This window comes from Inquilinus limosus DSM 16000 (assembly GCF_000423185.1).
GTDB lineage: Bacteria > Pseudomonadota > Alphaproteobacteria > DSM-16000 > Inquilinaceae > Inquilinus > Inquilinus limosus.
The window spans coordinates 1-19,050 of sequence record NZ_AUHM01000029.1 but is presented as its reverse complement, the minus strand read 5'-3'; the positions used below and the strand labels follow the sequence as shown (position 1 = coordinate 19,050).

Below are 19,050 nucleotides of genomic sequence, written 5' to 3'. Positions count from 1 at the left end.
CAAGGCCCCTACTCCACAAGGAGGACCGGGTCGCCGATCACCGCCGGGTCCGGGGTCACGCCCAGGCCCGGCGCGGTGCCGGCGGCCATCCGGCCCTGCTTGCGGCGCGGCGCGTCGGGCGCGGTCGAGACGGTGACGTAGGAGTTGAAGTCGGTCGCCGAGAACAGCAGCTCCGGCGGCGTCGAATGGGCGAGATGGGCGATCGCCGCGGTGGCGACGTCGCCGCCCCATGTGTCCTCGATGGTCATGGCGATGCCGAGCGCGGCGCAGAGGTCGCGGATCTGGCGCGCCTTGGTCAGCCCGCCGACCTTGGAGATCTTCAGGTTGATCACGTCCATGGCGCCGTCGGCGGCGCCGCGCAGCACCGCCGGCAGGCCGTCGATCACCTCGTCGAGCACGAAGGGCCGGGCGGTGCGGCGCCGGATCGTCAGGCACTCCTCGTAGCTGCGGCAGGGCTGCTCGATGTACACGTCGACATCGCGCACGGCGTCGACCACCCGCGCCGCCTGATGCATCAGCCAGCCGGTGTTGGCGTCGGCGATCAGCACGTCGCCCGGCTGCAGCTTCGCCGCGACGGCGCGGATCCGGGCGATGTCGGTGTCCGGGTCGCCGCCGACCTTGAGCTGGAACTTGGTGTAGCCCTGGGCGCGGTACTCCGCGACCCGCGCGGCCATCGCCTCCGGGCTCTCCTGGCTGATGGCGCGGTAAAGGGCGAAGTCGTCGCCATAGCGGCCGCCCAGCAGCTCGCAGACCGGCAGGCCGGCGGCCTTGCCCAGGATGTCCCAGCAGGCGACGTCAATCGCCGACTTGACGTAGGGGTGGCCGCGCATCGCCCGGTCGAGATGGCGGTCGAGGACGCCGAGCTGCCGCGGGTCGAGCCCGATCAGCCCCGGCGCCAGCTCGCGCAGCCCGGTGCGGGCGCCTTCGGCATAGGCCGGCAGATAGGCGGGGCCGAGCGGGCAGACCTCGCCCCAGCCGGTCAGGCCGGCATCGGTGTCGATCCGCACCAGGGTGCTGTCGAACACGGTGACGGCATTGCCGCCAGACCATCTGTAGCTGCCCTCGTGCAGCGGCAGATCGACCTGATGGACGGCGATCCGGGTGATGCGCATCGAGCTCTCCCGCGGTGGCGGCGCGAAACCTTCGCCCGCCCTGCCCGGGGCTGTCAAATCGGGTTCAACCTCAGACGGACTTCTTGAACCGGGCGGCCTCGCCCGAGCCGCCGGTGGCGTTGCCGGCGCTATAGGAATGGGCACCGGCGCCGGCCAGCTTGCCGCCGTCGACGATCAGGTACTCCTCGCGGATCGGCCGGCCCTCGAACCAGCATTCCAGGATCTCGCGCACGCCGGCGGCGTAGCGCGCCTGGGCCGACAGCGAGGTGCCGGAGATGTGCGGCGTCATGCCATGATGCGGCATGGTCCGCCAGGGATGGTCGACCGGAGGCGGCTGCGGGAACCAGACATCGCCGGCATAGCCGGCGAGCTGACCGCTCTCCAGCGCCGCTGCGACGGCATCACGATCGCAGATCTTGCCACGCGCGGTGTTCACGAGATAGGCGCCGCGCTTCATCTTGGAGATCAGCGCGGCGTTGAACAGGTTGTCGGTCTCCGGGTGCAGCGGCGCGTTGATGGTGACCACGTCGCAGACCCCGACCATGTCCTCCGCCGTCGGATGCCAGGTCAGGTTCAGTTCCTGCTCCACCGCCTCCGGCAGGCGGTGCCGTTCGGTGTAGTGCAGATGCACGTCGAAGGGCTTCAGGCGGCGCAGCACGGCGAGGCCGATGCGGCCGGCGGCCACCGTGCCCACATGCATGCCTTCGAGGTCGTAGGACCGGGCGGCACAGTCGGCGATGTTCCAGCCGCCCTTCACCACCCACTGGTAGGAGGGGATGTAGTTGCGCACCAGCCCGAGGATCATCATCACCACATGCTCGGCCACGCTGATCGAGTTGCAGTAGGTGACCTCGGCCACGGTGAGGCCGCGGTCGATCGCCGCCTGCAGGTCGACATGGTCGGAGCCGATGCCGGCGGTCAGGGCCAGCTTCAGCTTGGGCGCCTTGGCGATGCGCTCCGCCGTCAGATAGGCCGGCCAGAAGGGCTGGGAGATCACGATGTCGGCGTCCGGCAGTTCCCGGTCCAGCCGGGAGTCGGCGCCATCCTTGTCCGAGGTGACCACCAGGGTGTGGCCGAGGGATTCGAGCCAGCGGCGTAGGCCGAGCTCGCCCGAGACGCTGCCCAGGAGCGTGCCGGGGACGAAGTCGATCGCCTTCGGCGTCGGCAGTGTCTGGCCGCCGGGGTAGCGCTCGAGCTTCGGCAGGTCGTCGCGGGCGTAGGAGGTCGGATAGCCCGTCACCGGGTCGTCGTAGAGAACGCAAACGATCTTGGCCATTCCAGTCTCCCTGGGAGAAGAGCTGGCCCGATCCGCCGCCATGGCAGGTTCGCCATGCCGGTCTGACGCGATCGTGGCGGGCTGAGCCCGTCTGGTCTCGCACAGGGTCTAGCGGCCCGGTCCGGATCGGACCGTGACACGCGGCCACGATGCGGCCAGCGAAGCACCATATTCAAATCGATACTTCCGATCGAATGATCGACGTTGTCTATTGATCGGGACCGCCAGGGTGAGCCGCGGACGAAGCCGTCCAGCGGCCGCGCCGGTCAGCGGATGCCGGCGAGATAGGCCAGCAGCGCCGCCTCGTCGTCGAACACGGCATCGAGCGGCACCGCCAGCATCGGGTTCAGCCGGGCGCCGAGAAAGGCGGCGCGGGAATCGGTGTGCAGCCCGACCAGCCGGCGCCCCGGCTTCGCCAGCTGGCGATGGGCGTAGGCCATGCCGAGCTCCAGCGCCGCGCCCTCGTCCGGCACCCGCCCGTCGAGCACGAACAGCAGCACGTCGCAGGCGAAGACCTAGTCGCGGTCGAGCTCGAAGATGGCCCGGCGCCGCTCGTCCGGCGACATCGCCACCCAGGGCTCGCGGCTGCTCTCGACTCCGTCGCGCTGCGGCAGGAAGACGGTGAAGCCGAGCGCCTCGATCTTCTCCGCCAGCGCCGCGTTGAAGGCGAGCTCGGCGGCCGAGAACAGCGGCCCGGCGAAATACAGCCGCGGCATCAGCCGGCCCCGATCCGCTCCAGCGCCGCCCGGTGCAGCGCCGGCGTGGCGGCGGCCAGGACATCGCCCGAGGAGTCGATCCCGAGCGGCTTGCCCTGCCAGTCGGTGATGACGCCGCCCGCGCCCTCGATCACCGGCACCAGGGCCATGAAGTCGTAGGGCTGCAGGCCGCGCTCGATCACCACGTCGATGCAGCCGAGCGCGATCAGGGCATAGGCGTAACAGTCGCAGCCGTAGCGGCGATACTTGACCGCGCCGGCCAGCCGCTCGAACACCGCGGCGGAGACACCCGTGAACATCTCCGGCGCGGTGGTGGAGAGGATGGCGTTCCCCAGCCCACCGCAGTCGCGGGTGTGGCAGGGCTTGCCGTTGGCCAGGGTCGGGTGGCCGGCATGGCCGACGAAGCGTTCGCCCAGCGCCGGCATCTCGATCACCCCGACCAGAGGCCGCCCGCCCCGGGTCAGGGCGATCAGCGTGCCGAACAGCGGGATGCCGGCGATGAAGGCGCGGGTGCCGTCGATCGGGTCGAGCACCCAGACCAGATCGCGGTCGAGGCCTTCGCGGCCGTGCTCCTCGCCGAGGATGCCGTGCTCGGGATAGCGGTCGGCGATCATCTGCCGCATCTGCCGCTCGACCGAGCGGTCGGCCAGCGTCACCGGCGAGGCGTCGGGCTTGTCCTCGACCGCGAGGCCGGTGCGGAACCAGCGCAGCGCCGCCGGGCGGGCGGCATCGGCGAGGCTTTCGGCGAAGGCGACGAAGGGATCGGCGGTCATGGCGCGGACTCGGGGCTGCGGGCGGAGGCCGCAGCCTCGCCGGAAACGGAAGCAGGGGCAAGCCTTCAGCGAGGCGGGCCATGCCACGCCCTCTCCTGCTATTCTGGCCCGGTTCGACCGAGGGGATGCGCCGGATGTTGCGGTACACCTGGACCTGCTCATGCTGTGACCGGCAGCATGAGGAACTGCCGCTGGCCTTCTCGGCGTCCGCGCCGCTGCACTACTACGCCATCCCGGAAACCGAGCGGGAGGCGCGGGTGCTGTTGAGCGAGGACATGTGCACGATCGACGACCGGGCCTTCTATGTCCGCGGCTGCCTCGACATCCCCGTCATCGGCCATGACGAGCCGTTCTCCTGGGGGGTCTGGGTGTCGGTGTCGGAAGAGAGTATGGCGCTGATCTTCGAGACCTGGGAGGCGCCTGACCGGGCCCGGCATGCGCCGCGTTTCGGCTGGCTGTCCGCAACGCTGAAGACCTATCCCGAGATCGTGAACCTGAAGACGATGCTGCATTTGCGGCCGCCGCCGATCCGGCCGTTCATCGAGCTGGAGCCGACCGACCATCCGCTCGCAGTCGATCAGCGGCAGGGCATCACCATCGAGCGGGTCGTCGAGATCGCCGAGGCCCATCTGCCGCGGCATTGAGCAGGTCGACCGGCTACTCGCGCAGCGCCGCGGCCAGGGCCGCGATCTCCTCCGCCCCCTTGGTGGCCGGCGCGGTCTCGACCAGGGTGCGGCCGGCCAGCATCGCGGCGGCGAAGCCGGTGCGGTTGCCGATCCGGGCCGGCAGCACCGGGATGCCGAGCCGTCCGATCTCGAGCTCCAGCGCATCCGCGACCTTGGAGCGGGACGGCACCCGGTTCAGCACGATCCGGGCCGGCACCTTCTCCTCCGCCGCCAAATCCAGGGTCGGCTGCGTCGCCCACAGGTCCATCGGGCTGGGCTGGATCGGCACCAGGACCAGCTGCGCCGCCCGCACCGCGATGCGCGCGTCCGAGGCGGCATGCGGCGGGCTGTCGATCAGCACCAGGTCGTGCTTGGCCCGGGCGCGGTCGACCTCCGCCGGCACTCGCCAGCCGGTGATGCGCAGATGGGTGAAGCCGGGATCGTCGCCGCGCGCCTCGACCCAGCGGCTGAGGCTGCCCTGCGGGTCGATGTCGATGGTGGCGACCGTGAGGCCCGAGCGGACGAAGGCGGCGGCGAGATGCGCCACCAGCGTGGTCTTCCCCGCCCCGCCCTTCTGCTGCGCCACGGTGATGGTCCGGCCGGCCATGCGCCCCTCCGTTTTGCGGGAGTGTCGCGCGGCTTTTGCTGCAGCGCAACATGAGATGTCCGGTCCGGGGATGGCGGCTTCCCCCTGAGCGCATGGCGCCGCGGCGCCGGATCGGGCTATAGAGCGGACATGGACAGTTCCCTCAAGACCGAGATCGTCGACGACGGCCCGGCCGGCATCGCCCGCGCCGCGGCGCTGCTGCGCGAGGGCAAGCTGGTCGCCTTCCCGACCGAGACGGTCTACGGCCTGGGCGGCGACGCCACCAACGACCGCGCCGTGGCCGCGATCTTCGAGGCCAAGCGGCGCCCCAGCTTCAACCCGCTGATCTGCCACCTGGCCGAGGCCGAGCAGGCCGAGGATCTGGTGCTGTTCGACGAGCGTGCCCGCCGCGTCGCCGAGACGCTGTGGCCCGGGCCGCTGACCCTGGTGCTGCCGCGGCGCGAGAGCTGCCCGGTGTCGCTGCTGGCCTCGGCCGGGCTCGACAGCCTGGCGATCCGGGTGCCGGCGCATCCGGCGGCGCGGCGCCTGCTGGCCGCCGTCGGCCGGCCGGTGGCGGCACCCAGCGCCAATGTCTCCGGCGCCGTCAGCCCGACCACGCCGCAGCACGTGCTTGACGGGCTGTCCGGCCGGGTGTCGCTGGTGGTGGCCGGCGGGCGCTGCGCCGTCGGCCTGGAATCGACGGTGCTGGACTTGACCGGCGAGCGGCCGATGCTGCTGCGCCCCGGCGGGGTGACGATCGAGGAGCTGACCGCGCTGCTGGGCCCCGTCGCCGTGCCGGAGTGGGACCCGGACCGGCCGGCCTCGCCCGGCCAGCTGGCCAGCCACTACGCGCCGCGAGCGCAGGTTCGGTTGAACGCCGGTCCCATCGGCCCGGACGAGGTGCTGCTGACCTTCGGCCCCGACCTGCGCAGCGGCCCGAAGGTGATGAACCTCAGCGAGAAGGGCAATCTGGCCGAGGCGGCCGCCAACCTGTTCGCCATGCTGCGGGCGCTGGACAAGACCGGCGCCGGCACCATCGCCGTGGCGCCGATCCCCGAGACCGGCCTGGGCGCCGCCATCAACGACCGGCTGCGCCGCGCCGCGGCGCCCCGCCCATAGGGAGCAAACGATGACCGACGCCGCGCTGCTCGACGCCCTGATCGCCGTCACCGGCCCGCAGGGCGTGCTGCGCAGCGAAGCGGATCTGGAGCCCTATCTGAAGGAATGGCGCGGCAAGTACCGAGGCACGGCCGGCATCGTGGTGCGGCCGGCGTCGACAGCCGAGGTGGCGGCGGTGGTCAAGCTGTGCGCCGAGCGCGGCATCGGCATCGTGCCGCAGGGCGGCAACACCGGCCTGTGCGGCGGCGCCGTCGCCGAGGCCGGCCAGGTCCTGCTGTCCACCGACCGGCTGACCCGGATCCGCGAGGTCGACGCCGAGGGCGACCACATCACGGTCGAGGCCGGGGTGATCCTGGCCCAGGTGCAGACGGCGGCCGAAGCGGCGGACCGGCTGTTCCCGCTGAGCCTGGGCGCCGAGGGCAGCTGCCGCATCGGCGGCAACCTGTCGACCAATGCCGGCGGCACCGCGGTGCTGCGCTACGGCAACACCCGCGACCTGGTGCTGGGCCTCGAGGTGGTGCTGCCCGACGGCCGGGTCTGGGACGGGCTGCGGGCTCTGCGCAAGGACAACACCGGCTACGACCTGAAGCAGCTGTTCATCGGCGCCGAAGGCACGCTGGGCGTGATCACCGCCGCGGTGCTGAAGCTGTTCCCGCGGCCGCGCAGCGTCGCCGCGGCGCTGGTCGCGGTGCCGGATCCGGCCGCCGCCGTCGCCCTGTTCGGCCGCGCCCGCGCCGAGGCCGGCGGATCGGTCACCGGGGTCGAGCTGATGCCGCGCCTGGCCGTCGACTTCGCCCTGCGCCATGTCGCCGGCACCGTCGATCCGCTGAGCGAGCGCCACCCCTGGTACGTGCTGCTGGAGCTGTCGTCCCCCGCCGCCGACGCGCCGCTGGCGGAGCAGCTGGAGATGATTCTGGCCGGCGGCTTCGAAGCCGGGCTGGTGGCCGACGCCGCGATCGCGTCGAGCGAGGCGCAGCGCAAGGCCTTCTGGCATTTGCGCGAAGCGATCGTCGAGGGCCAGCGCTTCGAGGGCGGGGCGATCAAGCACGACATCGCCGTGCCGGTGGCGAAGGTGCCGGAGTTCCTGGAGCGGGCGACGGCGGCGGTCGAGGCGGCGATCCCGGGCGTGCGGGTGGTGCCCTTCGGCCATCTCGGCGACGGCAACATCCATTTCAACCTGAACCAGCCCGAGCGCCGACCGCGATGCCTTCATGGCCCGCTGGGAGGAGATCGCCCACCGGGTGCATGACATCGTCGCCGCCATGGGCGGGTCGATCAGCGCCGAGCACGGCGTCGGCCTGCTGAAGCGCGACGAGATCGCGGAACGGAAATCGCCGGTCGAGATCGACCTGATGCGCCGGATCAAGCGGGCGATCGATCCGGCCGGGATCATGAATCCGGGCAAGGTGGTCCTGCCGTAGCCGTCATGGGCTAGAATTCGCTCCGCTGTCGAATCCGGCACCGCGCCGTCGACCAGTTGCGTCGACCCATGAGGAGGACCGTCCGATGGCCGAGAGCAACACCCTGATTCCCGCGGCCGAGCTGGCCCGCGCCAATCCCGTCCGGATCCCCAATGAGAGCGCCGAGTACCGCGCCGCCCGCACCGCCCTGCTGGCCGAGGAGATCGAGCTGCGGCGGCATATCGAGCGTGTGGCCGCCCAGCGCCGCGCCCTGCCGCCGGGCGGGCCGGTGACCGGCGGCTACCGCTTCGAGGGCGCCGAGGGCCCCACCGACCTCGCGGGGCTGTTCGGCGACAAGCAGACGCTGGTGATCTACAGCTACATGTTCGGGCCGCAGCGCGAGCGCCCCTGCCCGATGTGCACCAACCTGCTGGGCGCCTGGGAGGGCAATGCCGCCGATATCGGCCAGCGCGTCTCGCTGGCCGTGGTCGCCCGCTCGCCCTATGCCCGGCTGGCCGCGTGGAAGCGCGAGCGCGGCTGGCGGGACCTGCGCCTGTACAGCGATGTCGACGGCGCCTATTCGCGGGACTATTTCGGCGTCGCGCCCGACGGGTCGGACATCCCGGCCCTGAACGTGTTCACCCGCCGCGACGGCACCATCCGCCACTTCTGGGCGGGCGAGATGACCGGCAGCACCGCCGATCCCGGCCAGGATCCGCGCGGCGCCCCCGACCCGGCGCCGCTGTGGATGGTGCTGGACTGCACGCCGGAGGGCCGGGGCACGGACTGGTATCCGCAGCTGAGCTACGACTGAGAGAAGCGGCCGGGCGCGGTCGCCCCGGCCGCGCCCGCCTCACCAGTGGCCGCGACGTCCCCAGCCGCCGCGGCGGTAGTGACGGTGGTGACGGTAGCCGTCGTCGTCATCGGCCAGGGCCGCGCCCAGGGCGATGCCGCCGACCGCCAGCAGGCCGGCCGCCAGGGCGGTGTTGGTGTCCTGCTGCTGCCGCTCGGCCTGGGCCTGGTAGGACAGCGGGCCGAGGGAATCGCAGGCATAGGGATCGCCGTAGGAGCATTGCTGCGAGGCGTAGTTCAGCTGCATCTCGCCCGGGGTCGGCCCGCAGGCCGCCAGGACAGCCAAGACCCCGACAACACCAACCCGCGAGATGCGAGACCTCAACGAACCGGCAACCATACTCGTCTCCAGCCGACCGGCTTCCGTTCCAGTCGGCACGCCGTTTTCCAATTAAGGCAATTCCATGGCAACTTCACGGCGAACCTTGGAACTACCCACAGGGCCGCCGGATAACTTGTCATATCCCAGGCCCCTTCCGATCCAATACACGGACGAGGCGGATCATTCCGTCGATCGACTGGGCGGAACGAACGGACAGTATTCGGAAAGACATCGGCCGGATTCGCTGGCGGCGAATCCGGCCGATCCGGTTCGGGCGGCGGTGATCGGCTACAGCGCCCGCCGCGGGGCCAGGCGCAGCCGGGCCATGGCCGGGGCCGGCATCGGCGCGATCCGGGCTGGACGGATTCGGTGGGCCGTGACCGGCCGCGGCGCGGCGGCGCGGCGCTTCCAGGGCTGGCCGTTGAACCAGGCGGCGCCGCGGGCCCAGAGCCAGAGCAGAGCGATGCCGCCGAGATTGACCGCGAGATGCGGCAGGATCCCGGTGCCCGCCTGGTCGAGGACGATGCCGCCGATGAAGGACAGGGCCATGCCGAGCAGGAACACCGACAGCGAGTGCCGGCCCATCAGGGCCATCGGCTCCGCCCCCCGCGGGGTGATCAGGCCCGGCGCGGCGCGCAGCAGCGACACCACGACATAGGCCAGGGCGAAGAAGTGCAGCAGGCGCAGCGGGCCGATATCGGTCTTGCGTGCCAGCGGCTCGAGGATGTCGCGCATCCCGGCGAACAGGCCGCCGTCCAGCCGCACCAGCGACAGCGCCAGCGCCGCGCAGAAGACGAGATAGATCAGCGCCGCGGTGATCCGGCCGCGCGTCGCCCGCGGCACCTCGAACCAGCCGGCGCCGTAGCCATAGCCGGCGACGAACAGCACCTGCCAGGCGAAGGGGTTGAAGAACCAGCCGCGGCCGTCGGTGCTGTCGGCCGTGAGATTCCAGCCGCCGGCCACCGCGCCGACATAGAGCACGGCCGAGCCGATCACCACCAGCACCGGCGAGATCCGCGACAGCAGCACCATCGCCGGGATCGCCGCCAGCAGCAGCATGTAGAGCGGCAGGATGTCGAAGTAATGCGGCACGTAGTGCAGCGACAGCAGCTCGAACAGCGACCTGCCCGGGCTGTCGAAGAACCGGTCGATGCCCAGCCGCGAGATGTAGTTCGGCTCGGCGAAGATGCTGTTCGCCCCGACGATGATGCCGCAGATGGCGATGAACAGGCCGATATGGGCGCGGTAGAGCTGCCAGACGCGCTGGGCCACGCGGCCGAATCCGGCCAGGAAGCCGGCGCGGTCGAAGCTGCGGCCGAAGGCCATCGCCGAGGACAGGCCGGCGAGGAAGATGAAAATTTCCGCCGCATCGCTCAACCCATACACCCGCGGCGTGAACATTCCGACAATGTTCCCGGGCGTATGGTTGATGAATATTATGATCAGCGCGAGACCACGGAAGAAATCGATCCGAATATCCCGTGCCGGCGTCTGTGCGGTCATTTCATCACTCCGACTGCATCGGCCCGACGAGGCGACGCTATTGGGGAACGCTTCATTCCAAGCGAGGTTCCCAAGAAATCCGAGTCGTGGAACACTGCCGGGCGGAGAGCGGATTGGCCATGCTTCGCCTGTGCATCATCATCATCATCCTGTTCCTGACCGCCGCGCCGGCCCTGATCCGGGCCGCCCATGCCCAGGGCACCGCGCCGGCCGAGACCATCATGTTCAAGAGCCTGTCCGGCGAGGTGATCACCGGACGCCTGTTCCTGCCCCGGGGAACGGGTCCCTTCCCGGCCGTGGTCGGGCTGCACGGGTCCGGCGGCCACGCCCCGGCGCATGACCGCTGGGCGACCCGGCTGGCCGCCAGCGGCTATGCCATGTTCCTGGTCGACAGCTACACCCCGCGCGGCTATCGCGAGATCGTCTCGGTCGGCCTGTCGACGATCCCGGTCGAGCTGCGCGTCAAGGACGCGGTCGGAGCCCTGGAATACCTGCAGACGCGCAAGGAAATCAATCCCAAGCAGATCGCCGTTCTCGGCTGGTCCCAGGGCGCGACCACTGCCGTCGCCGCCGCGGCGACGATGCGGCAGGCGCTGATCGCCAAGACCGCGCCGCATTTCGCCGCCGCGGTGGCGCTGTATCCGCGCTGCGACCAGTACATGACCGACACCCAGCCGGTCGGCGACACCCCGCTGCTGGTCCTGATCGGGTCGGCCGACACCGTGACCCCGGCCGCGGCCTGCGACACGCTGTTCGACACCTGGCTGTCCAAGGGCGCCGCGGTCAGCCTGATCGTCTATCCCGGCATGAAGCACAACTTCGACTTCGCAGCCCCGACCACGGCGATGCTGGATCGGGAACAGCCGGTCGCCGATCCGCCGGCGCTGAGCCCGAGCTGGACGGCCGTGGACGACGCCGAGCTCCGGACCCTGAGCTTCCTCGACCGGCGGCTGGGGCTTGATTCCGTTCCCGGTTCGGTGAAATCTCCCCTTTACGTAAACGGAAACCAACAGGGAGCCGCCCGATGACCGCCTATGCCGCGCCGCTGTCCGACATGCGCTTCGTCCTGCGGCATCTGGTCGGGCTGGACCGCATCGCCGCCCTCCCCGGCAAGGGGGAGACGACGCCGGAGCTGGTCGAGGCGGTGCTGGAGGAGGCCGGCAGACTGGCGGCCGAGGTGATCGCCCCCTTGAACGCCGTCGGCGACCGCGAGGGCGCGCGGCTGGAGAACGGCGTGGTGCGCACCGCCCCCGGCTTCCGCGAGGCCTATGCGCAGTACCGCGACGGCGGCTGGAACGCCCTGCCCTTCGAGGCGGAATGGGGCGGCCAGGACCTGCCCTGGGCGGTGGCGATGGCGGTGTCGGAGATGTGGCAGTCGGCCAGCCTGGCCTTCGGCCTGTGCCCGGTGCTGAACCGGGGCGCGGTCGAAGCGCTGCAGGCGCACGGCTCGGACGAGCAGAAGCGGATCTACCTGCCGAAGCTGGTCGCGGGCGTCTGGACCGGCACGATGAACCTGACTGAGCCGCAGGCCGGCTCCGACGTCGGCGCGGTGCGCACCCGGGCCGAGCGGCAGCCGGACGGCGCCTACCGGATCACCGGCCAGAAGATCTTCATCACCTATGGCGACCATGACATGGCCGAGAACATCGTCCATCTCGTGCTCGCCCGCACCCCGGACGCGCCGGCCGGGATCAAGGGCATCAGCCTGTTCTTGGTGCCGAAGCTGCTGCCCGACGCCGAGGGCAACCCGGGCGAGCGCAACGACGTCCGCTGCGTCAGCCTGGAGCACAAGCTGGGCATCCATGCCAGCCCGACCTGCGTCATGGCCTATGGCGACGGCGGCGGCGCCACCGGCTTCCTGATTGGGCAGGAGAACCGCGGCATCGAGTACATGTTCACGATGATGAACAACGCCCGGCTGACCGTCGGCCTGCAGGGCGTGGCGATCGCCGAGCGCGCCACCCAGGCGGCCGAGGCCTATGCCGCCACCCGCATCCAGGGCAAGCCAATCGGGTCTGAAGGCTCGGCACCGATCGCGGCCCATCCCGACGTCCGCCGCATGCTGCTGTCGATGCGCTGCCTGACCGAGGCGGCGCGGGCCCTGACCTACAGCGCCGGCGCCGCGCTGGACCTCGCCCGCGGCCATCCCGACCCGATCGAGCGCGCGAAGGCCCAGGCCCGGGTCGACCTGCTGACGCCGGTGGTGAAGGGCTGGAGCACCGATGTCGGCTGCGAGGTCGCCTCGACCGGCATCCAGGTGCATGGCGGCATGGGCTATATCGAGGAGACCGGCGCCGCCCAGTTCCTGCGCGACGCCCGGATCACGCCGATCTACGAGGGCACCAACGGCATCCAGGCCAACGACCTGGCGTTCCGCAAGGTGGCGCGCGACGGCGGCGTCGCCGCCCGGCAGCTGTTCGAGGAGATGGCGCGGACCCAGGCCGACCTGGCCGAAGCCTCGCATCCCGCGGCGGCGGCGATCCGCGACCGGCTGGTGGAGAGCCTGGCGGCGCTGATGGCGGCGACCGACTGGGTGGTCGAGACCGCTCCGGACAACCCGGCCGCCGTCGCGGCCAGCTCCGTGCACTATCTGCGCATGTTCGGCCTGGTGGCCGGCGGCTGGCTGATGGCCCGGGGCGCGCTGGCCGCCCTCGCGGACGACAGCGACCCCGAGCTCCGCGCGGCCAAGCCGGCCCACGCCCGCTTCTACGCCGAGCAGTTCCTGCCCCAGGCCGCGGCGCTGCTGCTGCCGATCACCGAGGGCTGGCGGAGCGTGGTGGAAGGAGCGGCCTGAGCCGCCGCTCAGGCGTGGATGCCCAGCCGCTGCACCTCGGCGGCGGCGTCGCGCCATTCCTGGGCGTAGTCGACGTCCTGGTAGTTCTCGAACCAGGGGCCGCCGCGGGTGTAGTGCACCGCCTGGGGATAGCCCTTCTCCGGCTTCGGGTACCAGCCCTCGAGCCAGTTCCAGCCGGTGTCGAGCGAGCCGATCTGGTCGTCCGCCAGCCACTGGAAGCGGTGCAGGAAGGCGCCGGTCTCGCGGTTCACCACCTCCGGCGTCAGCGCCGCGTTCGCCGGATGGCCGCAGTTGAACAGCATCAGGCTGGACCAGTTCTTGCGCGGATAGGCGGCCTGCGGCTTGCCGTCCATCTTGACCGTCTCCTTCGGCTGATAGTCGTGCTGCACGACCATCACCGCGTAGCGGTCCTGCCCCTGGGCGAACAGGTCGGCGATGTCGCCGAACCACAGGAAGTCGCAGTCGCAGAACACCGCCCAGCCCCGGTACCCGGCCAGGGCCGGCACCAGGAAGCGGCTGAAGGTGAACTCGGTCGACCCCAGCGTGTCGACCGGCCGGGTGTAGATCCCCTGCGCCCGCAGCTCCGGCAGCTTCAGCGGCGTCACCTCGACCGGCTTCGAAGCGTGCTTCAGCACCGAATGGCGGCAGACCTGCCACGCGATGTCCTCGCGCGAATCGTAACCGACATAGAGGCGCAGCGCTTCGCTCATTCCCATACTCCCGCTTTGCGACCGGGTCGCAACTGTCCCTCCCTAGCACGGACGGGGACCGCAGTCTAACGCTCCCCCTTCCGGTATGGCACCATCAGCGCCTTGGGCACGGCCGCGCGGCGCGACATCGCGACCAAAGCGAGGATGCTGAGCAGATAGGGCAGCATCAGGAAGACCTGATACGGCACCACGCCGCCGGCGAGCTGCTGCAGCCGCACCTGGAAGGCGTCGAAGGCGCCGAACAGCAGGGCGCCGAGCAGCGCCTTGCCCGGGCGCCAGGAGGCGAAGACCACCAGCGCGATGCAGACCCAGCCGCGCCCGGCCACCATTTCGAAGAAGAAGGCGTTGAAGGCCGACATGGTCAGGAAGGCGCCGCCGACCGCCATCAGCGCCGACCCGGCCATCACCGCGCCGAGCCGGATCGCCACCACGTCGATGCCCTGCGCCTCGGCCGCCGCCGGGTTCTCGCCGACCGCGCGCAGGGCGAGGCCGAGCGGGGTGCGGGAGAGGACCCAGGCGGCGACCGCGACGGCGGCCAGCGCCAGATAGGTCAGCGGCGTCTGCTGGAACAGCACCGGCCCGATCCAGGGCAGGTCGGAGAGGCCGGGCAGCGCCAGCGGCTGGAACGGCTCGATCCGCGGCGGGGTCGAGACGTTCGGCAGCACCATGCGGTAGGTGAAGTAGGACAGGCTGGTGGCAAGCAGCGTGACGCCGATGCCGGTGACGTGCTGCGACAGGCCGAGCGGCACGGTGAGGAGCGCGTGCAGCAGGCCAAAGGCGGCGCCGACCCCGGCGGCGAACAGCACCCCGGTCCACAGGTCGCCGCCCTGATAGACCCACATCCAGCCGGCCATGGCGCCGGCGGTGAAGATGCCCTCGATGCCGAGGTTCAGCACCCCGGCGCGCTCGCAGATCAGCTCGCCGAGCGTGCCGAAGACCAACGGCGTGGCGATCCTGAGCGCCGCCGCCCAGAAGCTGGCGGCGAGGAGGATGTCGAGGATCTCGCTCATCGCCGGCACATCCCTTTCTTGTCCCCCCTCCCCTCGCGGGAGGGGGCGAGGGGGAGGGGGTTCGCGCCGCAAATGGTGACGGACGAGGCAGGCCCGAATCCTTCGATCGACAACCCCCTCCCCCTACCCCCCTCCCGCAGGGGGAGGGGGGACTGAAAAGAGGAGGTGCCGGAGCTGGAAAGACACGTCATCGCCACCTCACCCGGTAGCGCAGGACGATGCCGGAGAGCAGCACCGTCAGCAGCGAGGTGGCGACCACCAGGTTGGCGATGTAGCTGGAGACGCCGATCGCCCGGCTCATGCTGTCGGCGCCGACGAAGACCGCGGCCACGAACAACGCCGCCAGCAGCACGCCGAGCGCGTGCAGCTGCGCCAGCATGGCGACGACGATGCCGGCATAGCCGTAGCCCGGCGACAGGTCCTGGGTCAGGTAACCCTTCAGCCCCGCCACCTCCCCCACCCCGGCCAGGCCGGCGAGGGCGCCGGAGATCAGCCCGACGCGCAGCATCACCCGGCCGACCGGCATGCCGGCGAAGCGCGCCGCCGCCGGGTTGGCGCCGGTGGCCCGCATCTCGAAGCCCCAGACCGTGCGCGTCGTCACCAGCCAGACCAGGACCGCGGCGGCGACGGCGATCAGGAGCCCGGCGTGGATGCGGGTGCGCGGCACCAGCTTCGGCAGGGCCGCGGCGTCGAGGATCGGCGCCGATTGCGGCCAACCCATGCCCATCGGGTCCTTCATCGGCCCTTCCAGCATCATCGAGACGAAGAGCAGCACGACGAAGTTGAGCAGCAGCGTCGTTACCACCTCGTCGACGCCGAGCCGGGTCTTGAGGACGGTCGGGCCCAGCATCCAGAAGGCCCCGGCCAGCGCGCCGGCGGCGAGGATCAGCGGCAGCAGCGCCCAGCCCGGAAGATCGAGCGCGCCGGAGCCGAGCGCCGTCGCCGCCAGGGCGCCGAGATAGAGCTGCCCTTCCGCCCCGATGTTCCACAGCTTCGCCCGGAAGGCGACAGTGGCGGCGAGGCCGGTCAGCACCAGCGGCGTGGCGCGGGACAGGGTCTCGGCGACGGCGAAGCGGGAGCCGAAGGCGCCCTGGGCCATCACGCCATAGGCCTGCAGCACCGGCGCCCCGGCCCAGAGCAGCGGGACGGCGCAGAGCAGCAGCGCCAGCGCCGCGGCACCGACAGAGGCGCCGAGCATCAGCGCCGGCGAAGTGCGCTCGCGGGGTTCAAGCCGCATGCGACGGCTCCTGCCCCGCCATCATCAGGCCGAGCGCTCGAACGGTCAGCTGCTCCGCCGGCCAGGGCGGGGTGAGGCGGCCGCGATAGATCACGGCGATGCGGTCGGACAGGGCGAACAATTCGTCGAGATCCTCCGAGATCAGCAGCACCCCGGCGCCGCGGTCGCGCGCCGCCAGCAGCCGGCCGTGAATCTCCGCCACCGCGCCGATGTCGAGGCCGCGGGTCGGCTGGCTGGCCAGGACCAGGCCCGGCGATCGTTCCAGCACCCGGCCGAGGATCAGCTTCTGCATGTTGCCGCCGGAGAGCAGCCGGGTGCGCGCCTCCGGCCCCGGGCAGCGCACGTCATAGGCGCCGATCAGCCGCCGCGCCCGGTCGCGCAGCGCGGTGCGGCGCAGCAGCCCCCAGCGCTGCGCCTCCGGTCCGCGATAGTCCTCCAGCGCCAGGTTCTCCCACACCGCCATGTCGCCGACGACGCCGTCGCGATGGCGGTCCTCCGGGATGCGGCCGACCCCGGCCGCGACCATCGCCGCGGGCGACCCGACCGGTGCGGGGCCGTCGAACAGCGCAACCCGGCCGGCGTCCGGCGCGGCCAGGCCCGACACCAGCCCGGCCAGCGCCGCCTGGCCGTTGCCGGAGACGCCGGCGATGCCCAGCACCTCGCCTCCGCGCAGCTCGAGCGACACGCCGTCGAGCCTCGGCCGGCCGTCGGGGCCGCGCAGCGTCACGCCGTCCAGCGCCAGCACCGGGGCGCCGGGCGCGGCCGGGCGTTTGCGCGTCTCCGGGATCGGTCGGCCGACCATGGCTTCGGCCAAAGCGGCGCGGTCGACCCCGGCCGTCGCCATCTCCGCCGCCACCCGGCCGGCGCGCAGCACCACGACGCGGCGGCTGATCGCCAGCACCTCGGCCAGCTTGTGCGAGATGAAGACGATGGCCAGCCCCTGCCCCGCCAGCCGGCGCAGGATGGCGAACAGCCCCTCGGCCTCCTGCGGCGTCAGCACCGCCGTCGGCTCGTCGAGAATGAGGATCCGGGCGTCGCGGTAGAGCGCCTTCAGGATCTCGACCCGCTGCCGCTCGCCGACCGAGAGGCCGGACACCATCGCGTCGAGCGGCACGGCGAGGCCCGAGGCCTCGATCAGCGCCGCCAGCTTCGCCCGCGCCTCACGACGGCGCAGGGCGGGCCGCCACAGCGGCTGCGAGCCGAGCACGATGTTGTCGAAGACGCTGAGATTGTCGGCCAGGGCGAAGTGCTGGTGCACCATGCCGATGCCGGCGGCGAGCGCCGCCTGCGGCGAGCCCGGACGCAGCGGGGCCGGCGCGCTGCCGCCCGGTCCCGCCACCTCGACCGTCCCGGCATCGGCCACATAGTGGCCGAACAGGATGTTCATCAGCGTGGTCTTGCCGGCGCCGTTCTCGCCGAGCAGCGCCAGCACCTCGCCGCGGGCGAGATCGAGGTCGATCCCGTCATTGGCGAGGAGGCCGCCGAAGCGCTTGGTGATGCCGCGCAGGCGCAGGACCGGCGCGGCATCGAACGAATCAGAGCCGGGCGTCACAGCGTCGGCTTGGGCTCGCTGTCGTCGACCTTGACCGTGAAGGCGCCGCTCTCGATTTCCTTCTGCCGCGCCGCCACCCGGTCGATGATCGACTGGTCGACCAGCTTGGGATCGAGCGGGGCGAGCGAGGAGCCGCCCGCCTTCATGGCGCTGTAGGGGCCGTAATCCTCGGCCTTGAAGCTGCCATCCGCGACCGCCTTGAGGGCGCGATCGATCGTCGGCTCCATGTGCCAGAGCGCGCTCGCGACCACCGTGCCGGGATACTCCGACTGGGTGTCGATGACGTTGCCGATGGCCAGCACCTTGCGCTCCTTGGCCGCGTCGGAGACGCCGTAGCGCTCGGCGTAGAGCACGTCGGCGCCGGCGTCGATCATGGCGAAGGCCGCCTCCTTGGCCTTGGGCGGATCGTACCAGGAGCCGATGAAGGTGATCGAGAACTTGACCTGCGGGTTGACCTCCAGCGCCCCGGCCATGAAGGCGTGCATCAGCCGGTTGACCTCCGGGATCGGGTAGCCGCCGACCATGCCGATCTTGTTCGACTTCGTCTTCAGCCCGGCAACCATGCCGGTGAGGTAGGAGGCGTCCTGGATGTAGTTGTCGAAGACCGAGAAGTTCGGCTCGGCCGGCGGCAGGCTGGAGCCCATCAGGAAGGCGGTCTCGGGATAGTCCTTGGCCACCGCCCGGGCGCCGCGCTCGACCCCGAAGGCCTCGCCGATGATCAGCTTCTTGCCGCCCTCGGCGTATTCGCGCATGACGCGTTCGTAGTCGGTGTTGGCGACGTTCTCGGAATAGACGTAGTCGATCTCGCCCCGCTCCTGCGCCGCCTTCAGCGCCTTGTGGATGCGGCTGACCCATTGCTGCTCGACCGGCACGGTGTAGATCGCCGCGACCGGCAGCTTCTCCGCAGCCTGGGCCTGCGGCAGCGCCGCCGCGCCCAGCATCGCCGCCGCCGCGCCGAGCAGCGCCCGGCGACTCCAACGTCCCAGCATGAATGCCCCCTTCTTGTGATTTGGCTCGCCGGTCAAATGTGCAGAAAGCGGCGCGCGGCGCAACAGGCCGGAGAGCGAGACCGGCACCGCCATTCGCGCGCGAACGCGCGCAGCCCCCTCCCCTACCCCCCTTCCGCAAGGGGAGGGGGAGTGTGGAAGGCTACGAATGCGGATGGAACGACGGGCGGTGACGTGAGCCGCGGCGCTCAACTGCTGTCCGGCTTCGCGGGCATGGACGGCGAGCGGCCATCGCCGGGCGCATCCGGCTGCTCGGACCAGCCGTCCCCGGCGTCGGCAGCCACGACGCCGGCATCCGTGCCCTCACCGGCCGAGCCGGTAGTGTCGTTGGCCCCGAGGACATCGTCCCAGCCCGGCGGCAGCCGGCTCGGGTCCAGCCGGCGGCCGAGCCAGCGGCAGACCTCCCGCACGAACTC

General features: G+C 71.3%; 21 protein-coding genes. 7 read left to right on the top strand and 14 right to left on the bottom strand.

Annotated elements, in window-relative coordinates; all coding sequences use genetic code 11:
• Nucleotides 1-8: 8 nt before the first annotated feature.
• From G537_RS0121860 to hisN, 5 genes are all read right to left on the bottom strand, one after another.
• Nucleotides 9-1,112, bottom strand: a complete 1,104-nt coding sequence (locus G537_RS0121860) for a cis-3-hydroxy-L-proline dehydratase (protein ID WP_026871933.1) — start codon at nucleotides 1,110-1,112, stop codon at nucleotides 9-11.
• A 70-nt stretch (nucleotides 1,113-1,182) separates the two neighbouring features.
• Complete coding sequence (locus G537_RS0121855; RefSeq protein ID WP_026871932.1) at nucleotides 1,183-2,388, bottom strand: NAD-dependent formate dehydrogenase; 1,206 nt, start codon at nucleotides 2,386-2,388, stop codon at nucleotides 1,183-1,185.
• A gap of 266 nt (nucleotides 2,389-2,654) precedes the next feature.
• Nucleotides 2,655-2,888 (bottom strand): hypothetical protein, encoded by a 234-nt coding sequence (locus G537_RS42270; RefSeq protein WP_051248839.1) that lies wholly within the window; start codon nucleotides 2,886-2,888, stop codon nucleotides 2,655-2,657.
• 15 nt (nucleotides 2,889-2,903) lie between these two features.
• Nucleotides 2,904-3,104 (bottom strand): nucleoside 2-deoxyribosyltransferase domain-containing protein, encoded by a 201-nt coding sequence (locus tag G537_RS39225; protein ID WP_051248837.1) that lies wholly within the window; start codon nucleotides 3,102-3,104, stop codon nucleotides 2,904-2,906.
• Nucleotides 3,104-3,877 carry a histidinol-phosphatase gene (gene hisN / locus G537_RS0121845; RefSeq protein ID WP_026871931.1) on the bottom strand — a complete coding sequence of 258 codons (774 nt, stop codon included), beginning with the start codon at nucleotides 3,875-3,877 and terminating at the stop codon, nucleotides 3,104-3,106. The genes G537_RS39225 and hisN overlap by 1 nt, the downstream gene beginning before the upstream one ends.
• Nucleotides 3,878-4,011: 134 nt before the next feature.
• Here hisN and G537_RS0121840 point away from each other — a divergent pair, with 134 nt between their 5' ends.
• Nucleotides 4,012-4,521 carry a DUF2199 domain-containing protein gene (locus G537_RS0121840; RefSeq protein WP_211230464.1) on the top strand — a complete coding sequence of 170 codons (510 nt, stop codon included), beginning with the start codon at nucleotides 4,012-4,014 and terminating at the stop codon, nucleotides 4,519-4,521.
• 13 nt (nucleotides 4,522-4,534) lie between these two features.
• On the opposite strand, the gene parA is transcribed toward G537_RS0121840, so the two are convergent.
• Nucleotides 4,535-5,149 carry a ParA family partition ATPase gene (gene parA, locus G537_RS0121835; protein WP_026871929.1) on the bottom strand — a complete coding sequence of 205 codons (615 nt, stop codon included), beginning with the start codon at nucleotides 5,147-5,149 and terminating at the stop codon, nucleotides 4,535-4,537.
• A 129-nt stretch (nucleotides 5,150-5,278) separates the two neighbouring features.
• Between parA and G537_RS0121830 the strand changes: the two genes are divergently transcribed.
• From G537_RS0121830 to G537_RS0121820, 4 genes are all read left to right on the top strand, one after another.
• Nucleotides 5,279-6,247 (top strand): L-threonylcarbamoyladenylate synthase, encoded by a 969-nt coding sequence (locus tag G537_RS0121830; RefSeq protein ID WP_026871928.1) that lies wholly within the window; start codon nucleotides 5,279-5,281, stop codon nucleotides 6,245-6,247.
• Between the two features lie 10 nt (nucleotides 6,248-6,257).
• Nucleotides 6,258-7,496 carry an FAD-binding oxidoreductase gene (locus tag G537_RS39220; protein ID WP_342665224.1) on the top strand — a complete coding sequence of 413 codons (1,239 nt, stop codon included), beginning with the start codon at nucleotides 6,258-6,260 and terminating at the stop codon, nucleotides 7,494-7,496.
• Nucleotides 7,459-7,668: an FAD-linked oxidase C-terminal domain-containing protein gene (locus G537_RS45565; RefSeq protein ID WP_342665223.1), complete on the top strand. Its 210-nt coding sequence runs from the start codon at nucleotides 7,459-7,461 to the stop codon at nucleotides 7,666-7,668. Before G537_RS39220 ends, G537_RS45565 begins: the two co-directional genes overlap by 38 nt.
• An 85-nt stretch (nucleotides 7,669-7,753) precedes the next feature.
• Complete coding sequence (locus G537_RS0121820; protein WP_026871927.1) at nucleotides 7,754-8,461, top strand: DUF899 family protein; 708 nt, start codon at nucleotides 7,754-7,756, stop codon at nucleotides 8,459-8,461.
• 39 nt (nucleotides 8,462-8,500) lie between these two features.
• On the opposite strand, the gene G537_RS42265 is transcribed toward G537_RS0121820, so the two are convergent.
• Both G537_RS42265 and G537_RS39215 read right to left on the bottom strand, forming a co-directional pair.
• A complete protein-coding gene (locus tag G537_RS42265) occupies nucleotides 8,501-8,785 on the bottom strand; it encodes a hypothetical protein (RefSeq protein ID WP_026871926.1) in 285 nt (94 codons plus the stop codon).
• Nucleotides 8,786-9,109: 324 nt separating this feature from the next.
• On the bottom strand, nucleotides 9,110-10,324 hold the full coding sequence (locus tag G537_RS39215; protein WP_081688966.1) for an OpgC family protein: 1,215 nt from the start codon (nucleotides 10,322-10,324) through the stop codon (nucleotides 9,110-9,112).
• 119 nt (nucleotides 10,325-10,443) lie between these two features.
• On the opposite strand from G537_RS39215, the gene G537_RS42260 reads away from it, so the two are divergent.
• Complete coding sequence (locus G537_RS42260; protein ID WP_051248833.1) at nucleotides 10,444-11,352, top strand: dienelactone hydrolase family protein; 909 nt, start codon at nucleotides 10,444-10,446, stop codon at nucleotides 11,350-11,352.
• Nucleotides 11,349-13,118, top strand: coding sequence for an acyl-CoA dehydrogenase (locus tag G537_RS0121800; protein ID WP_026871925.1), 1,770 nt, complete (start codon nucleotides 11,349-11,351; stop codon nucleotides 13,116-13,118). The genes G537_RS42260 and G537_RS0121800 overlap by 4 nt, the downstream gene beginning before the upstream one ends.
• A gap of 8 nt (nucleotides 13,119-13,126) precedes the next feature.
• Here G537_RS0121800 and G537_RS0121795 read toward each other — a convergent pair whose 3' ends face one another.
• From G537_RS0121795 to G537_RS44315, 6 genes are all read right to left on the bottom strand, one after another.
• Entirely contained in the window at nucleotides 13,127-13,828 is a 702-nt protein-coding gene (locus tag G537_RS0121795; protein ID WP_026871924.1) for a hypothetical protein, read from the bottom strand.
• A gap of 65 nt (nucleotides 13,829-13,893) precedes the next feature.
• Complete coding sequence (locus G537_RS0121790; protein ID WP_026871923.1) at nucleotides 13,894-14,838, bottom strand: ABC transporter permease; 945 nt, start codon at nucleotides 14,836-14,838, stop codon at nucleotides 13,894-13,896.
• A 187-nt stretch (nucleotides 14,839-15,025) separates the two neighbouring features.
• Entirely contained in the window at nucleotides 15,026-16,075 is a 1,050-nt protein-coding gene (locus tag G537_RS0121785; protein WP_026871922.1) for an ABC transporter permease, read from the bottom strand.
• Nucleotides 16,065-17,627 (bottom strand): ABC transporter ATP-binding protein, encoded by a 1,563-nt coding sequence (locus G537_RS0121780; protein ID WP_051248831.1) that lies wholly within the window; start codon nucleotides 17,625-17,627, stop codon nucleotides 16,065-16,067. The genes G537_RS0121785 and G537_RS0121780 overlap by 11 nt, the downstream gene beginning before the upstream one ends.
• Entirely contained in the window at nucleotides 17,624-18,616 is a 993-nt protein-coding gene (locus G537_RS0121775) for a BMP family protein (RefSeq protein ID WP_026871920.1), read from the bottom strand. Before G537_RS0121775 ends, G537_RS0121780 begins: the two co-directional genes overlap by 4 nt.
• 206 nt (nucleotides 18,617-18,822) lie before the next feature.
• Nucleotides 18,823-19,050, bottom strand: a 228-nt coding sequence (locus G537_RS44315) for a hypothetical protein (RefSeq protein ID WP_034852601.1), incomplete at its 5' end; no start/stop codon positions are given.

What these genes read in the sequence shown, in the direction of transcription:
- G537_RS0121860 (WP_026871933.1), bottom strand. Translation starts at nt 1,112, where the DNA reads ATGCGCATCACCCGGATCGCCGTCCATCAGGTCGATCTGCCGCTGCAC.
- G537_RS0121855 (WP_026871932.1), bottom strand. Translation starts at nt 2,388, where the DNA reads ATGGCCAAGATCGTTTGCGTTCTCTACGACGACCCGGTGACGGGCTAT.
- G537_RS39225 (WP_051248837.1), bottom strand. Translation starts at nt 3,104, where the DNA reads ATGCCGCGGCTGTATTTCGCCGGGCCGCTGTTCTCGGCCGCCGAGCTC.
- hisN (WP_026871931.1), bottom strand. Translation starts at nt 3,877, where the DNA reads ATGACCGCCGATCCCTTCGTCGCCTTCGCCGAAAGCCTCGCCGATGCC.
- G537_RS0121840 (WP_211230464.1), top strand. Translation starts at nt 4,012, where the DNA reads ATGTTGCGGTACACCTGGACCTGCTCATGCTGTGACCGGCAGCATGAG.
- parA (WP_026871929.1), bottom strand. Translation starts at nt 5,149, where the DNA reads ATGGCCGGCCGGACCATCACCGTGGCGCAGCAGAAGGGCGGGGCGGGG.
- G537_RS0121830 (WP_026871928.1), top strand. Translation starts at nt 5,279, where the DNA reads ATGGACAGTTCCCTCAAGACCGAGATCGTCGACGACGGCCCGGCCGGC.
- G537_RS39220 (WP_342665224.1), top strand. Translation starts at nt 6,258, where the DNA reads ATGACCGACGCCGCGCTGCTCGACGCCCTGATCGCCGTCACCGGCCCG.
- G537_RS45565 (WP_342665223.1), top strand. Translation starts at nt 7,459, where the DNA reads ATGGCCCGCTGGGAGGAGATCGCCCACCGGGTGCATGACATCGTCGCC.
- G537_RS0121820 (WP_026871927.1), top strand. Translation starts at nt 7,754, where the DNA reads ATGGCCGAGAGCAACACCCTGATTCCCGCGGCCGAGCTGGCCCGCGCC.
- G537_RS39215 (WP_081688966.1), bottom strand. Translation starts at nt 10,324, where the DNA reads ATGACCGCACAGACGCCGGCACGGGATATTCGGATCGATTTCTTCCGT.
- G537_RS42260 (WP_051248833.1), top strand. Translation starts at nt 10,444, where the DNA reads ATGCTTCGCCTGTGCATCATCATCATCATCCTGTTCCTGACCGCCGCG.
- G537_RS0121800 (WP_026871925.1), top strand. Translation starts at nt 11,349, where the DNA reads ATGACCGCCTATGCCGCGCCGCTGTCCGACATGCGCTTCGTCCTGCGG.
- G537_RS0121795 (WP_026871924.1), bottom strand. Translation starts at nt 13,828, where the DNA reads ATGAGCGAAGCGCTGCGCCTCTATGTCGGTTACGATTCGCGCGAGGAC.
- G537_RS0121790 (WP_026871923.1), bottom strand. Translation starts at nt 14,838, where the DNA reads ATGAGCGAGATCCTCGACATCCTCCTCGCCGCCAGCTTCTGGGCGGCG.
- G537_RS0121785 (WP_026871922.1), bottom strand. Translation starts at nt 16,075, where the DNA reads ATGCGGCTTGAACCCCGCGAGCGCACTTCGCCGGCGCTGATGCTCGGC.
- G537_RS0121775 (WP_026871920.1), bottom strand. Translation starts at nt 18,616, where the DNA reads ATGCTGGGACGTTGGAGTCGCCGGGCGCTGCTCGGCGCGGCGGCGGCG.